This window comes from Thioalkalivibrio sulfidiphilus (assembly GCF_000377945.1).
GTDB lineage: Bacteria > Pseudomonadota > Gammaproteobacteria > Ectothiorhodospirales > Ectothiorhodospiraceae > Thioalkalivibrio_A > Thioalkalivibrio_A sulfidiphilus_A.
Window position 1 is genome coordinate 1 of sequence record NZ_KB898934.1, and the last position, 11,976, is coordinate 11,976.

An 11,976-nucleotide genomic window follows, 5' to 3' on the forward strand; every position below is an offset into this window, starting at 1 on the left:
CACTGAAGCGTGAAGATGATGACTATCCGACGAGAAGAAATCACCCGCATGGATTTTTCCGATGTGGTGGAGCCCGGCGAGAAACTGCCACCCGTCCACCCGGGGGATATCCTGCTCCATGACTTCATGAAACCGCTCGCACTTTCAGCCAACGGGCTTGCGGCTCGTCTTCATGTTCCCGCCAACCGCATCAGCGGCATCGTCAATGGCTCGCGCGCCGTGACTGCGGACACCGCACTGCGCCTGGCGCGATATTTTGGCACCACTGCGGAGTTCTGGGTCGGGTTGCAAAAAGATTATGAGCTCGAGGTTGCCCGTCGGGCGGCCCTAGCCAGCATCGAGAAAGAGGTTTCGCCGAGGGCGGCTTAGTATTACAGGGGGGGTAGTGGCGGACACGGCCCGCCCTATGGGACCTAACGCTTCGCCGATTCGCTCCGGGCGAATCGGTGTTCAACCCATCCATGGGCCTCACCCTTCGGGCTCCCTTCGGTCGCGCCGATTCGCTCCAGGCGAATCGGTCGAACCTGGCGCCAGGTTCTCATGCCGCACTCTCAAGCCAAATAAAAAAGGGGCCCGCTGTTCGCGAGCCCCTTTTTTATTTGGCTGGGGGACCAGGATTCGAACCTGGGTTGACGGAGTCAGAGTCCGTAGTCCTACCGCTAGACGATCCCCCAAGAACAGTGGCTAGTGGCAAGTCTCAAGTGGCTAGGACTGCTTACGATAGTGCTCAAGCAACCCGTGCAGCATTTTGGACAATTCGGTGGCTTCCTTCAAGTAAGCCCGGGCCGGTGTTTCGGGAAGCAACTTGGCCCGAATCCCAATCATGAGTTGAGTTCTGAGCTCACCGCATGATCCCTTGGCCACCTTCAGGAACTGCACCCTCTCCCTGGATGAATCCCTTTCGTATCCCTCAGCGATGTTTGAGGGAACGGACAGACCGGAACGCACCAACTGATCACTAAAGGACCTGTCCTTACATGTCTGCGTGCATTCGAATAATGCAACAGACAAGGCGCAGGCCCTCTTCCAGACATCCAATGATTCGTACGAGTTCGCATCCATGCAGTCTCACTCCTTGAGACTTGCCACTTGCAACTTGCCACTGCGCCGAAGCGCAGCGAGGCGCTTTAGCGCTTACTGAACTGCGTGGCGCGGCGGGCCTTGCGCAGGCCGACCTTCTTGCGCTCGACCTCGCGGGCGTCGCGGGTCATGAAACCGGCGGCACGCATGGAGCCGCGCAGGGTTTCATCGTATTCCACCAGCGCGCGGGCGATGCCGAGGCGGATGGCACCGGCCTGACCGTTGGCGCCGCCACCGGCGGTGGTGGCGAACACGTCGAAGCGGTTACCGGCCTGGGCCACTTCCAGGGGCTGACGGACCACCATGCGGGAGGTCTCGCGGCCGAAGTAGGCGTCCAGGGGCTTGCCGTTGACGACGATGTCACCCTTGCCGGGACGCAGGAAGACGCGCGCGGAGGCGGTCTTGCGGCGGCCGGTACCGTAGTTCTGAGTCGTTGCCATAAATGTCCTGCCGAATCTTTAAGTCTGGCTTGAGATGCGGCCTGGGCCGCAGTGAAAACGCTTACAGCTCCAGCGCCTGGGGCTGCTGGGCGGTGTGCTTGTGCTCAGTGCCGGCGTAGACCTTGAGCTTCTTGAACATGGCCCGACCCAGGGGGTTCTTGGGCAGCATGCCCTTCACCGCAAACTCGATGGCACGCTCGGGGGCGCGCTCCATCAGCTGGTTGAAGTTCATGGACTTCATGTGGCCGATGTAACCGGTGTGGTGGTAGTACATCTTGTCCTGGGCCTTCTTGCCGGAGACACGCACCTTGTCGGCATTGATGATGACGATGTAGTCACCGGTATCCACGTGGGGGGTGTATTCGGGCTTGTGCTTGCCACGCAGACGACGAGCCACTTCGCTGGCCAGGCGACCCAGGGTTTTGCCGGAGGCATCCACCAGGTACCAGTCGCGTTTGACTTCAGCAGGCTTGGCGCTAAAGGTCTTCATGCAATACTCCAAGGCACTTCCTGTTCGGGAAAGAGCGGGATAATACAGTGGCAAGTAGCAAGTCTCAAGTGGCAAGGGAAAACATCCTCTCCATCCCCCGCTTTCGGGGGAGGATCGGGGGCACCTTGCCACTTGAGACTTGCCACTTGAGACTTGCCACTGCTTTTAATGCCGGGCAAAAAAAAGCGCGGCACTGGGCCGCGCTAATAACCACCAAAGGAGGATGGAGGAGTCCACTGAGTCCGGGGAGGGCCCGGAATTCAGTATGTGATTAGTTTCTAATATTAGATTGCGGCTGTCAACAGGAATTTGATCGCAAAACCGGGGATCGGGGTTGGCGGGGACGAACGGCCTGTTTCGGGGGATGAGCGGCGCGCTGAGTGGCGTGGCGGCATGCCGCTGGAGCGAATCGGGGGTGGGCTGGGAGGTGGCGGCTGTTCGCGGCGGGGTCGCAGTTCAGGCAGTGGCTAGTGGCTAGTGGCTAGTGGCTAGTGGCTAGTGGCTAGTGGCTAGTGGCAAGGGAAAACCACCCCTCCCCCTCATGAGGGAGCGTCGGGGTGGTTTTCCCTTGCCACTAGCCACTTGAGACTTGCCACTAAATCCGCAGGCGCTCCACCACCCGGCCGTGGACCAGGTGCTCCTGGAGGATCTCCTCCACGTCCTGTTCGTCCACGTAGGTGTACCAGACGCCTTCGGGGTAGACCACGGCCACGGGGCCCTCGTTGCAGCGGTCCAGACAGCCGGCGGTGTTGACCCGTACCCCGCCCTTGCCGGTGATGCCCAGCTCCTTGGCGCGCTGCTTGGCGTAGGCGCGGATCTGGCTGGCGCCGTAGTTTTCACAGCAGTTGCCGTCTTCCCGGCAGTTGGTGCAGAAGAAGATGTGGCGCTGGTAGTAGGACATGGACGGGCGGCTCCGGCAGGGTTTACCAGAAATTGTAAACCAGGCTGACCGCGGTGATGGTGTCGGTTTTCTCCCGCTCGGGCGGCACGTCGGTGTTGTGCTTGGCGGTGAGCGACAGGCGCATGGCCAGCTTGCTGTTGATGGCGGCGGTCAGGGAGGTCACCGACTCGATCTCGGTGTTGTCGTTGCCGCTCTGGATGAGCAGGTCCTGGCCCAGCCTGGCGGTCTCGCTGAGGCGGTGTTCGAAGGACAGGGCGCCGCGCAGGATGGCGTCATCATCGCGCTCACCGGATTCGAGCCTGCTCTGGCGGTAACCGGCACCGGCCTCGAGTTCCAGGCGGGTGCGGTCGGTGTCGATGACCCGGCGACCGTAACCGGCGGCGACCGAGGACTGGTAGTCATAGCCACTGAAGCGATCCTTCTCGTAGCGCAGGGCGGCGAAGAGGTATTCCCGGGGGCGGAATTTCCAGTCGCTCTTGAAGTTGCCCACGTAGCGCTCGGCGGTGGAGGTCCCCTCTTCCGAACGCCTCAGCGCCTCCAGTTGCCCGGTGTGGCGCCAGGATGCTTCCTCGTAGCGCAGGCGGGTCTTGGCATTGATGGTCTCGGCCTCTGTGTTGCCGCTGGTCCAGACGGCGCCCAGCTCGGCAAAACCGCTCCAGCCCTCGTCGCCCCAGTCATCGGCGTGAACGGGCGTCAGGGCCAGCAGGCCGGCACCCAGGAGGCTGGTAGAATAGGTGATCGCTTGCTTCATGAAAGGCACGCTTTCCTCCTGTTTGGCTTTCAAAACAAGCGGGTTACCTTAACAGACGAGCGGGATCTCTCCCGATTCCCCCATGAATCACAGGCTTAAAGACACTGATCGCTGCGTCATGTGCGGGCTGTGCCTGCCCCACTGCCCCACCTACGGCCTGAGCCGCCAGGAGGGGGATTCACCCCGGGGCCGAATCAGCCTGATGCAGGGGCTGGCCAGCGGACGGCTGCAGGCGGACGACAAGGTGACCGGCCACCTGGACGGCTGCCTGGAATGCCGGTCCTGCGAATCGGTGTGCCCGTCCGGCGTACCCTTCGGGCGGCTGATGGACGAGGCGCGCGCCCTGTTGCGGGAACAGCGCCCGGACCGCCCCGAACTGCCCGGCATCGCCCGACCGATGCTGCGCGGCGACGCCACGGGCCGGTTCATGGCGGGACTTCTGCACACCGGGCAGCGCCTGGGGCTCCCGGGGGCACTGGGGCATCTGCCGGGTGTGTCCGGCAAGGCGTCGGCCCGCGCCCTGGCATTGCTGCCCCGCCAGGCCACCCCGACTGCGCCTCGCGGCACGCACACGCCCGCCGGGGAGTCCCTCGGCACGGTGCAGTTGTTCATCGGCTGCACCGGCAACGCCTTCGAGGGCAGGTCGCTGGCGGCCGCCCGGGACCTGCTGCTGGCCCTGGGTTACCGGGTGGAGGTGCCGAGGGCACAGGGCTGCTGCGGGGCCCTTGACCTGCATGCAGGCAAGCCGGAGGCCGCCCGGCGACTGGCGGCAGGCAATCTCGCCGCCTTCGGCGCGTCGGATGTGCCCGTCATCAGCCTAAACAGCGGCTGCCGGACCCAACTCAGGGAATACGAGGCGCTGATCCCGGAGGGCGCGGCGCTGGCGGGCCGGGTGCGGGACCTGTACGGATTCCTGATGGAGCACGAGGAGCGGCTGTTCGGCGAGCAAGGTTTAATTCGCCCGATGCCCCCCGAGAGCAGGACCATGCGGGTGGCGGTGCACCTGCCCTGCACCCTGCGCAACGTGCTCAGGGAGCAGGGAGCGATGCTCGCCCTGCTCAGGCGCGTGCCGGGGCTGGAAGTGGTGGAGCTGGAGGGCAACGAACGCTGTTGCGGGGCCGCCGGGGCCCATATGTTCACCCACCCGGAGACCGCCGACGCCCTGCTCTCGCCCAAGATCGAGGCGGTCCGGCGCCAGGCGCCGGAGGCCATCATCACGGCCAACATCGGTTGCAGCCTGCATTTCCAGGCGGGTCTGCGTCGGGCGGGGCTTGAGGTGCCGGTGATGACGCCGGCGGAGTGGCTTGTCAGCCAGTGGCAAGTCTCAAGTGGCTAGTGGCAAGGGAAAGCCTTCGACCTTCCTTGCCACTAGCCACTTGAGACTTGTACCTTTATTGCCATGCGACACCTGACCCCCATCGATCGACTGCTGTGCGGCGCGGACAACGCGCTGCGCACCCTGTTTGCCACGCCGGCCGGAACCGGCCGGCCCGTGCCCGGCGCGGATCTCCCCGAGGCGGAACTGAGCGATGCCGAACGCACCCATGCGGGACGGCTGATGCGCGTGAACCATGCCGGCGAGGTTTCCGCCCAGGGCCTGTACCAGGGCCAGGCGCTCACCGCCCGCAACGCGGTGGTGCGGGAGAACATGGAGCGTTCCGCCGAGGAGGAGAACGATCACCTGCGCTGGTGCCAGGCGCGCATGGACGCCCTGGGTGCACACCGCAGCTATCTCAACCCGCTCTGGTACGCGGGCTCCTTCACGCTGGGTGCCATTGCGGGCCTGGCCGGTGATCGCTGGAGCCTGGGTTTCGTCGGCGAGACGGAACGCCAGGTGGAACACCACCTGGACGAACACCTGGACACCCTGCCCGAGGCCGACGCCCGTTCCCGGGCGGTGCTCGCGCAGATGCGCGAGGACGAGATCCACCACGGCGTCAAGGCCATGGACCTGGGCGGTGCGGAATTGCCGTGGGTGGTGCGGAAGGTGGTGATGCCGGCCGTGTCGAAGGTGATGACGCGCACGGCTTATTGGATATAAAGGCGCCAGTTACTAGAGGCAAGATACAAGAGGCAAGAAAAGGCCACGCTGCCCGGATTCACAACGAGGCAAGCCCAAGCCCCTCTTGTCTCTAGCAACTTGCCTCTTGTCTCTAGATCTTCCCTATATTCTTGCCGTAGAAGATCTCCGCCATCTCCCGCTGCAGGAGGCGCTCGATGCGCTTGAGCTCCTTGGGGGAGTAGTCTTCCTTGCCCATGCCGAACAGGTACTGATCGATGTCGAACTCCTTGATCAGCATCTTGGTGTGGAACAGGTACTCCTGGTAGACGTTCACATCCACCATCTGGTAGCGGTCCTGGGTGTCCTTGGACAGGAAGTTCTGGATGGAATTGATCTTGTGGTCGATGAAGTGCTTCTTGCCGCGGATGTCGCGGGTGAAGCCGCGCACCCGGTAGTCCATGATGACGATGTCGGACTCGAGGCTGTGGATCAGGAAGTTCAGGGCGCGCAGGGGCGAGATGCGCCCGCAGGTGGAGACGTCGATGTCCGCCCGGAAGGTGCTGATGCCGCCGGCGGGATGGCTCTCGGGATAGGTGTGGACCGTGATGTGGCTCTTGTCCAGGTGCGCGAGCACGGTCTCGGGCAGCGGGCCGGGACCCGGGCCCTCGGTGTAACCGATCTTCTCCGTGGCGATGGGCTCCTCGGAGATCAGCATGGTGACGCTGGCGCCCTGGGGGTCATAGTCCTGGCGGGAGATGTCCAGGATGTTGGCGCCGATGATGTTGGCCACCTCGGTGAGGATCTGGGTGAGCCGCTCGGCGTTGTAGGCCTCGTCGATGTACTCGATGTACTCGCCACGATGCTGCTCGCTGGGCGCGTAGCAGATGTCGTAGATGTTGAAGCTCAGGCTCTTGGTGAGGTTGTTGAACCCGTGGAGCTTGAGGCGCTTATCGTGGCGTGTCACCAATGTCCGATCCCCCGCAAAAAGTCGCATTGTAGGGGCATCTGCCCCCGAGTCAATCCAGACTAGCCCGCATATCTCACCACCCTTCTACTGCGGCCGCCGATATGCGCGCTGTGACGGGGCGTGCTCCCTGCAGCCGGCTTGACGTAGTGTCGGCTACGCCTGCGCCGTCTTCCGCTCCGCGCGCCCCGTCACAGCGGCATCTCGACGCCCTCGCTACGAACGGTGGTGAGATATGCGGGCTAGCCGCAGGCGCCGGCGATGGGCGGATGCCAGATCATCTGCACCCGGTTGCCATCGGGATCCCGGCAATAGAAGCTGCGGGCACCGTCCCGGTGGGTGCGCGGGGCGGTGTCCATGGGCACGCCGTGGCTTTTGAGGAACGCGTACCAGGGGTCCACGTCCTCCATGCGGCGCAGGATGAAGCCCAGGTGATCCAGCCGGGTCTCCTCGCCCGACACCTCGCCCACATGCAGGGCCAGGTTGTCGCAGCCGGAGGTGAGATAGAGGTTTTCCGCGTCCGGGCGCCATTCCACGCGCATGCCCAGCAGGTCCACGTAGAAATGCTCGCTGGCGTCCAGATCCCGGACGAACAGGGCCAGATGCCGCATGCCCGCCGTGGCGGGTGGCCGGTTCACGCTGCTCATGCGCCCTCCCCTGCCGGTGACTCGTCGGGACAGGCCTCGCGGATCTCGAAATCGTGGGTGATCTCGGCCATGGCGCCCAGCATGATGGAGGCGGAGCAGTATTTCTCCGCGGAGAGCTTCACCGCCCGCTCCACGTGCTTCTCGGACAGGCCGCGCCCGGTGACGATGAAATGCACGTGGATGCGGGTGAACACCTTGGGCTCGGTCTCGGCCCGCTCGGCCTCGATCTCCACCTCGCAGCCGGTGATGGCCTGGCGGGAGCGCTGCAGGATCATGACCACGTCAAAGCTGGTGCAGCCGCCCATGCCCAGGAGCAGCATTTCCATGGGCCGGGGCCCCAGATTGCGCCCGCCGGCCTCCGGGGGGCCGTCCATGACCACCGAGTGGCCACTGCCGGATTCCCCCACGAAGCTCATGTGATCAAGCCATTTTATGCGCGCCTTCATAATATTCTTTGGTTCCGCGTGTTATGTTGAGCGTGCCGGGGCGGGTGAAATACCCGATAACCGGCCAAACATTGTGCAAAATCCCGTTTATACTTGTGTAGTTGCGAACCCAGCGGCATCTGGGCCGGGACGCAGCACTTAAGGACATCCATCACAGGGTTGCCCCTATGAGGCAGACAATGAACATCCTGCAAAGGCAAAAACCCGTGCAAGACCCCGCTTTGGAGAAGCTGCTTTCCCACTGCCATCGCCGGCAGTATCCGGCTCGAGCCACCATCGTGCACGCCGGGGATCGTCCGGAGACGCTGTACTATATCATTCAGGGTTCGGTGAGCGTGACCATCGAGGACGACGAGGGCCACGAGATGGTGCTGGCCTATCTGAATCCCGGCCAGTTCTTCGGCGAGATGGGCATCTTTTCGTCCCAGACGCGCAGCGCCGGGATCACCACCCGCACGGCCACCGAAACCGCAGAGATCGCCTACCCCAAGTTTCTGGAACTGGCCATGCAGGATCCGCAGATCCTGTTCCTGCTGGCCTCCCAGCTGGCGGTGCGCCTGCGCGACACCAGCCGCAAGGTCATCGACCTGGCCTTCCTGGACGTGACCGGCCGCATTGCCCGCACCCTCGTGGAACTGGCCCAGCAGCCCGACGCGCTGACCCACCCCGACGGCATGCAGATCCGCATCACCCGCCAGGAACTGGCGAAGATCGTGGGCTGCTCCCGGGAGATGGCCGGCCGCGTGCTCAAGGACCTGGAAGAACGCGGCCTGATCACCGCCCACGGCAAGACGATCGTAGTCTTCGGCGTTCGCTGATCCAACAACATCTGCCGCAGAGGCGCGGAGTCGCAGAGAAAAAGATAACGATTGGACAGGATTTACATGATTAACAGGATTGAAAAAACCTTCACAGGGTCCTGATCAATAATCATGTCAATCATGTAAATCCTGTCGAGTTTGTTTTCCTCCGCGTCTCCGCGCCTCTGCGGCAAATCCTTCTTCCCTACCCGAACAACTCCGCCAAACGCGCTCCCGGATCCGAAGCCCGCATGAAGGCCTCGCCCACCAGGAAGGCGTGCACGCCGGCGTTGCGCATGCGCGCCACATCATCCCGGGTGTGAATCCCGCTCTCAGTCACCACCAGCCGGTCCGGCGGTATCATTTCCAGCAGGTCCAGGGTCGTTTCCAGGCGCGTCTCGAAGCTGCGCAGGTTGCGGTTGTTGATGCCGATCAGCCGGGCGTCGAGTTTGAGCGCCCGCTCCAGTTCCTCGCGGTCATGGACCTCGATGAGCGCATTCATGCCCAGCTCGTGGGTCAGCGCGAGCAGGTCGCGCAATTGCACATCTTCCAGGGCGGAGACGATCAGCAGCACGCAGTCCGCACCCATCACCCGGGCCTCGTAGACCTGGTAGGGGTCGATGATGAAGTCCTTGCGCAGCACCGGCAGGCCGCAGGCGGCCCGGGCGTCCTCCAGATAGGCCTCACTGCCCTGGAAGAAGTCGTGGTCGGTGAGCACCGAGAGGCAGGCGGCGCCGCCTGCCTCGTAGCGCTTCGCGATGGCCTCGGGATCGAAATCCTCGCGCAGCAGGCCTTTGCTGGGGCTGGCCTTCTTGATCTCGGCGATCACCGCGGCCTGCCCGGCATGGATCTTCGCCTCCATCGCACCGAGAAAGGGACGCACGGCGGGAGCGGCATCGACGAAGCGGCGCAGATCCTCCAGAGAGGTGCGCGCACTGCGTTCGGCGATCTCCTCGCGCTTGCGGGCGAGGATCTTGGTCAGGATGTCGGTGTTGTTGGTCATGGGGATTCCGCAATTTAAAGATTGCTGCAGAGGCGCGGAGTCGCAGAGAAAAGGATAACGAATGGACAGGATTTACATGATTAACAGGATTGAAAAAACCTTCACAGGTTCCTGATCAATCATCATGTCAATCATGTAAATCCTGTCGAGTTTGTTTTCCTCTGCGACTCCGCGCCTCTGCGGCAGATGTTGCCGTTTTCAGCAGGACGCCGTGAAAGACACCAGCTGCTGAAGTTTCTCAGCGGCGGCGCCTGAGTTGATGGCTTCACGGGCCATTTCGATGCCTTCCGCGTGGCTGCCGGCAACGTCGGCCACGTACAGGGCGGCACCGGCATTGAGCAGCACGATGTCGCGGGCCGGGCCGGGCTGGCCATCAAGCACACCGCGGATCATGGCAAGGCTGCCCGCGGCATCCTCCACGCGGATCATGGACAGGTCGGCGCGTTCCATGCCGAAATCCTCGGGGGCGATCAGGCGCACCGTGACTTCGCCTTCGCGCAGTTCGGCCACCCGGGTGGGCGCGCCGATGCTGATCTCGTCCAGACCGTCCTCGGCATGGACCACCATCACGTGACGGCTGCCGAGTCGGCCCAGCACCCGGGCCAGGGGCTCCAGCCAGCGGTTGCTGAACACACCCAGCACCTGGTTGGGCGCACCCGCCGGATTGGTGAGCGGTCCGAGCACGTTGAACAGGGTACGCACACCCATCTCCCGGCGCGGGCCGACGGCGTGCTTCATGGCGCCGTGGTGCTTGGGGGCGAACAGGAAACCGACACCCACCTGCTCGATGCAGCGGGCCACCTGCTCCGGCGAGAGATCCAGGTTCACGCCGGCGGCCTCTAACACATCGGCGCTGCCCGACTTGCTGGAGACGGAACGGTTGCCGTGCTTGGCCACCCGGCCGCCGGCGGCAGCCACCACCAGGGCGCTGGCGGTGGAGATGTTGAAGCTGCCGGAGGCATCGCCGCCGGTGCCGCAGGTGTCCACCAGGTGCTCGGCCTGCACCTCGACCCGGGTGGCCAGATCGCGCATCACCCGCGCGGCGGCGGTCACCTCGTCCACCGTCTCGCCCTTCATGGCAAGACCCACCAGGAAGCCGCCCATCTGGGCGGGCGTGGCCTCGCCGTTCATGATCAGGCCCATGACCGCGGTCATCTCCTGCTCGCTGAGGTCGATGCGCTGGGTCACGGCGCGGATGGCTTGCTGCATGTCCATGGTGTCGGGCGTCTCTCGAATCGTGTGTGGTTCAGGCCGGATTCTCCGGACCACCGCCGCGGGGGTCAATAGAAGTGGCAAGTGGCAAGTGGCAAGTGGAAAGTGGCAAGTGGCAAGTGGCAAGTGGCAAGTGGCAAGTGGCAAGTAAGAGCATAAAAATCCCGGTCTCCGATGCAAACGGGGTTCCTTGCCACTTGAGACTAGCCACTAGCCACTGCTTTCATGGTCAGGAAGTTGCGCAGCAGGTCGTGTCCGTGGCGGGTGAGGATGGACTCCGGGTGGAACTGCACGCCCTCCACTGCCAGGGTCTTATGGCGCACGCCCATGATCTCGTCCATCTGCCCGTCCGGTGTCTCGGTCCAGGCGGTGATCTCCAGGCAATCGGGGATGCTCTCTTTTTCGATCACCAGGGAGTGATAGCGGGTGGCCTCGAAGGGATTGGGCAGGCCCTTGAACACACCCTTGCCGGTGTGGTGAATGAGCGAGGTCTTGCCGTGCATGATCTCCCGGGCGTGCACCACCTTGCCGCCGAACACCTGGCCGATGGCCTGGTGTCCGAGACACACACCGAACACGGGGATCTCGCCGGCGAAGCGGCGGATGGTCTCCATGGAGATGCCCGCCTCGTTGGGGGTGCAGGGACCCGGCGAGATCATGATGCGCTCGGGCGCCAGCGCGGCCACATCGTCCACCGTCAACGCGTCATTGCGCCGCACCTCCACCTGGGCACCCAGCTCGCCCAGGTACTGAACCAGGTTGTAGGTGAAGGAGTCGTAGTTGTCGATCATCAATATCATCTGTGGATAAACCTCGACGCAAAGGCGCGAAGGCGCAAAGGGCCGCAAAATGTTTTGGAATTAAAGGCCGTTAACCACTCGGCGGATACCCTGCCGGAGCCTTGGTGCATTGAAATTGATCAGCAGGCCCAGTCGACAACCACTCAAGCGCAGATACGAAAGCAGTTGCGCGGAATGCAATGGCTGTAGCACTTCCACTGCCTTCAGCTCCAACACAAGCTTGCCTTCAACCAGCATATCGAGTCGATAGGCCGCGTCGAAAGAAATGCCTTTGTAACTGGCCTGCAGCGCGACCTCGGATTCATGGCCTATACCACGCAACGCCAATTCACGACTCAGAGCCTGGCAATAGACAGACTCCAACAAGCCAGCCCCGAGCACCCGGTGCACCTCGATGGCGGCACCTACCACCACATACGACAACGCGTTCTCATCCATAA

16 protein-coding genes and 1 tRNA gene are annotated in these 11,976 nt (G+C 63.3%); 4 read left to right on the forward strand and 13 right to left on the reverse strand.

What is annotated here, in order from left to right; genetic code table 11:
• The first annotated feature begins 48 nt into the window (after positions 1 to 48).
• Positions 49 to 369 carry a HigA family addiction module antitoxin gene (locus D580_RS0107150; RefSeq protein WP_155999762.1) on the forward strand — a complete coding sequence of 107 codons (321 nt, stop codon included), beginning with the start codon at positions 49 to 51 and terminating at the stop codon, positions 367 to 369.
• 231 nt (positions 370 to 600) lie between these two features.
• Here the strand turns inward: D580_RS0107150 and D580_RS0107155 are convergent.
• The 6 genes from D580_RS0107155 to D580_RS0107180 all read right to left on the reverse strand — a co-directional run bounded on the left by D580_RS0107155 (position 601) and on the right by D580_RS0107180 (position 3,662).
• Positions 601 to 674, reverse strand: a tRNA-Gln gene (locus tag D580_RS0107155).
• A 31-nt stretch (positions 675 to 705) separates the two neighbouring features.
• Positions 706 to 1,062, reverse strand: coding sequence for a four helix bundle protein (locus tag D580_RS0107160; RefSeq protein WP_018953729.1), 357 nt, complete (start codon positions 1,060 to 1,062; stop codon positions 706 to 708).
• 65 nt (positions 1,063 to 1,127) lie between these two features.
• Positions 1,128 to 1,520, reverse strand: a complete 393-nt coding sequence (gene rpsI, locus D580_RS0107165) for a 30S ribosomal protein S9 (protein ID WP_012639336.1) — start codon at positions 1,518 to 1,520, stop codon at positions 1,128 to 1,130.
• 61 nt (positions 1,521 to 1,581) lie between these two features.
• The gene (gene rplM, locus D580_RS0107170; protein ID WP_012639337.1) at positions 1,582 to 2,010 is read right to left on the reverse strand and encodes a 50S ribosomal protein L13; all 429 of its coding nucleotides are present in this window, start codon (positions 2,008 to 2,010) and stop codon (positions 1,582 to 1,584) included.
• 595 nt (positions 2,011 to 2,605) lie between these two features.
• Entirely contained in the window at positions 2,606 to 2,911 is a 306-nt protein-coding gene (locus D580_RS0107175; RefSeq protein WP_012639338.1) for a (2Fe-2S) ferredoxin domain-containing protein, read from the reverse strand.
• A 22-nt stretch (positions 2,912 to 2,933) separates the two neighbouring features.
• Complete coding sequence (locus D580_RS0107180; RefSeq protein ID WP_026289787.1) at positions 2,934 to 3,662, reverse strand: DUF481 domain-containing protein; 729 nt, start codon at positions 3,660 to 3,662, stop codon at positions 2,934 to 2,936.
• A gap of 82 nt (positions 3,663 to 3,744) precedes the next feature.
• Here D580_RS0107180 and D580_RS0107185 point away from each other — a divergent pair, with 82 nt between their 5' ends.
• Both D580_RS0107185 and coq7 read left to right on the forward strand, forming a co-directional pair.
• Positions 3,745 to 4,998 (forward strand): (Fe-S)-binding protein, encoded by a 1,254-nt coding sequence (locus tag D580_RS0107185; protein ID WP_026289788.1) that lies wholly within the window; start codon positions 3,745 to 3,747, stop codon positions 4,996 to 4,998.
• Positions 4,999 to 5,061: 63 nt separating this feature from the next.
• On the forward strand, positions 5,062 to 5,703 hold the full coding sequence (coq7, locus tag D580_RS0107190) for a 2-polyprenyl-3-methyl-6-methoxy-1,4-benzoquinone monooxygenase (RefSeq protein ID WP_018953732.1): 642 nt from the start codon (positions 5,062 to 5,064) through the stop codon (positions 5,701 to 5,703).
• Between the two features lie 112 nt (positions 5,704 to 5,815).
• Here the strand turns inward: coq7 and speD are convergent, their stop codons facing one another.
• The 3 genes from speD to D580_RS0107205 form a co-directional block, all read right to left on the reverse strand.
• Positions 5,816 to 6,628 (reverse strand): adenosylmethionine decarboxylase, encoded by an 813-nt coding sequence (gene speD / locus D580_RS0107195; protein ID WP_026289789.1) that lies wholly within the window; start codon positions 6,626 to 6,628, stop codon positions 5,816 to 5,818.
• A 242-nt stretch (positions 6,629 to 6,870) separates the two neighbouring features.
• On the reverse strand, positions 6,871 to 7,275 hold the full coding sequence (locus D580_RS0107200; protein ID WP_018953734.1) for a VOC family protein: 405 nt from the start codon (positions 7,273 to 7,275) through the stop codon (positions 6,871 to 6,873).
• Entirely contained in the window at positions 7,272 to 7,721 is a 450-nt protein-coding gene (locus tag D580_RS0107205) for an OsmC family protein (protein WP_026289791.1), read from the reverse strand. Before D580_RS0107205 ends, D580_RS0107200 begins: the two co-directional genes overlap by 4 nt.
• A gap of 179 nt (positions 7,722 to 7,900) precedes the next feature.
• Here D580_RS0107205 and crp point away from each other — a divergent pair, with 179 nt between their 5' ends.
• On the forward strand, positions 7,901 to 8,539 hold the full coding sequence (gene crp / locus D580_RS0107210) for a cAMP-activated global transcriptional regulator CRP (protein WP_018953736.1): 639 nt from the start codon (positions 7,901 to 7,903) through the stop codon (positions 8,537 to 8,539).
• Positions 8,540 to 8,726: 187 nt separating this feature from the next.
• Here crp and trpC read toward each other — a convergent pair whose 3' ends face one another.
• From trpC to D580_RS0107235, 4 genes are all read right to left on the reverse strand, one after another.
• On the reverse strand, positions 8,727 to 9,524 hold the full coding sequence (gene trpC, locus D580_RS0107220; RefSeq protein WP_018953738.1) for an indole-3-glycerol phosphate synthase TrpC: 798 nt from the start codon (positions 9,522 to 9,524) through the stop codon (positions 8,727 to 8,729).
• Between the two features lie 198 nt (positions 9,525 to 9,722).
• Entirely contained in the window at positions 9,723 to 10,739 is a 1,017-nt protein-coding gene (gene trpD / locus D580_RS0107225) for an anthranilate phosphoribosyltransferase (RefSeq protein ID WP_018953739.1), read from the reverse strand.
• A gap of 200 nt (positions 10,740 to 10,939) precedes the next feature.
• A complete protein-coding gene (locus D580_RS0107230) occupies positions 10,940 to 11,536 on the reverse strand; it encodes an anthranilate synthase component II (RefSeq protein WP_026289792.1) in 597 nt (198 codons plus the stop codon).
• A gap of 60 nt (positions 11,537 to 11,596) precedes the next feature.
• Positions 11,597 to 11,974 carry a GxxExxY protein gene (locus D580_RS0107235; protein ID WP_018953741.1) on the reverse strand — a complete coding sequence of 126 codons (378 nt, stop codon included), beginning with the start codon at positions 11,972 to 11,974 and terminating at the stop codon, positions 11,597 to 11,599.
• Positions 11,975 to 11,976: the final 2 nt, after the last annotated feature.

What these genes read in the sequence shown, in the direction of transcription:
- D580_RS0107150 (WP_155999762.1), top strand. Translation starts at nt 49, where the DNA reads ATGGATTTTTCCGATGTGGTGGAGCCCGGCGAGAAACTGCCACCCGTC.
- D580_RS0107160 (WP_018953729.1), bottom strand. Translation starts at nt 1,062, where the DNA reads ATGGATGCGAACTCGTACGAATCATTGGATGTCTGGAAGAGGGCCTGC.
- rpsI (WP_012639336.1), bottom strand. Translation starts at nt 1,520, where the DNA reads ATGGCAACGACTCAGAACTACGGTACCGGCCGCCGCAAGACCGCCTCC.
- rplM (WP_012639337.1), bottom strand. Translation starts at nt 2,010, where the DNA reads ATGAAGACCTTTAGCGCCAAGCCTGCTGAAGTCAAACGCGACTGGTAC.
- D580_RS0107175 (WP_012639338.1), bottom strand. Translation starts at nt 2,911, where the DNA reads ATGTCCTACTACCAGCGCCACATCTTCTTCTGCACCAACTGCCGGGAA.
- D580_RS0107180 (WP_026289787.1), bottom strand. Translation starts at nt 3,662, where the DNA reads ATGAAGCAAGCGATCACCTATTCTACCAGCCTCCTGGGTGCCGGCCTG.
- D580_RS0107185 (WP_026289788.1), top strand. Translation starts at nt 3,745, where the DNA reads ATGAATCACAGGCTTAAAGACACTGATCGCTGCGTCATGTGCGGGCTG.
- coq7 (WP_018953732.1), top strand. Translation starts at nt 5,062, where the DNA reads ATGCGACACCTGACCCCCATCGATCGACTGCTGTGCGGCGCGGACAAC.
- D580_RS0107200 (WP_018953734.1), bottom strand. Translation starts at nt 7,275, where the DNA reads ATGAGCAGCGTGAACCGGCCACCCGCCACGGCGGGCATGCGGCATCTG.
- D580_RS0107205 (WP_026289791.1), bottom strand. Translation starts at nt 7,721, where the DNA reads ATGAAGGCGCGCATAAAATGGCTTGATCACATGAGCTTCGTGGGGGAA.
- crp (WP_018953736.1), top strand. Translation starts at nt 7,901, where the DNA reads ATGAACATCCTGCAAAGGCAAAAACCCGTGCAAGACCCCGCTTTGGAG.
- trpC (WP_018953738.1), bottom strand. Translation starts at nt 9,524, where the DNA reads ATGACCAACAACACCGACATCCTGACCAAGATCCTCGCCCGCAAGCGC.
- trpD (WP_018953739.1), bottom strand. Translation starts at nt 10,739, where the DNA reads ATGGACATGCAGCAAGCCATCCGCGCCGTGACCCAGCGCATCGACCTC.
- D580_RS0107230 (WP_026289792.1), bottom strand. Translation starts at nt 11,536, where the DNA reads ATGATATTGATGATCGACAACTACGACTCCTTCACCTACAACCTGGTT.
- D580_RS0107235 (WP_018953741.1), bottom strand. Translation starts at nt 11,974, where the DNA reads ATGGATGAGAACGCGTTGTCGTATGTGGTGGTAGGTGCCGCCATCGAG.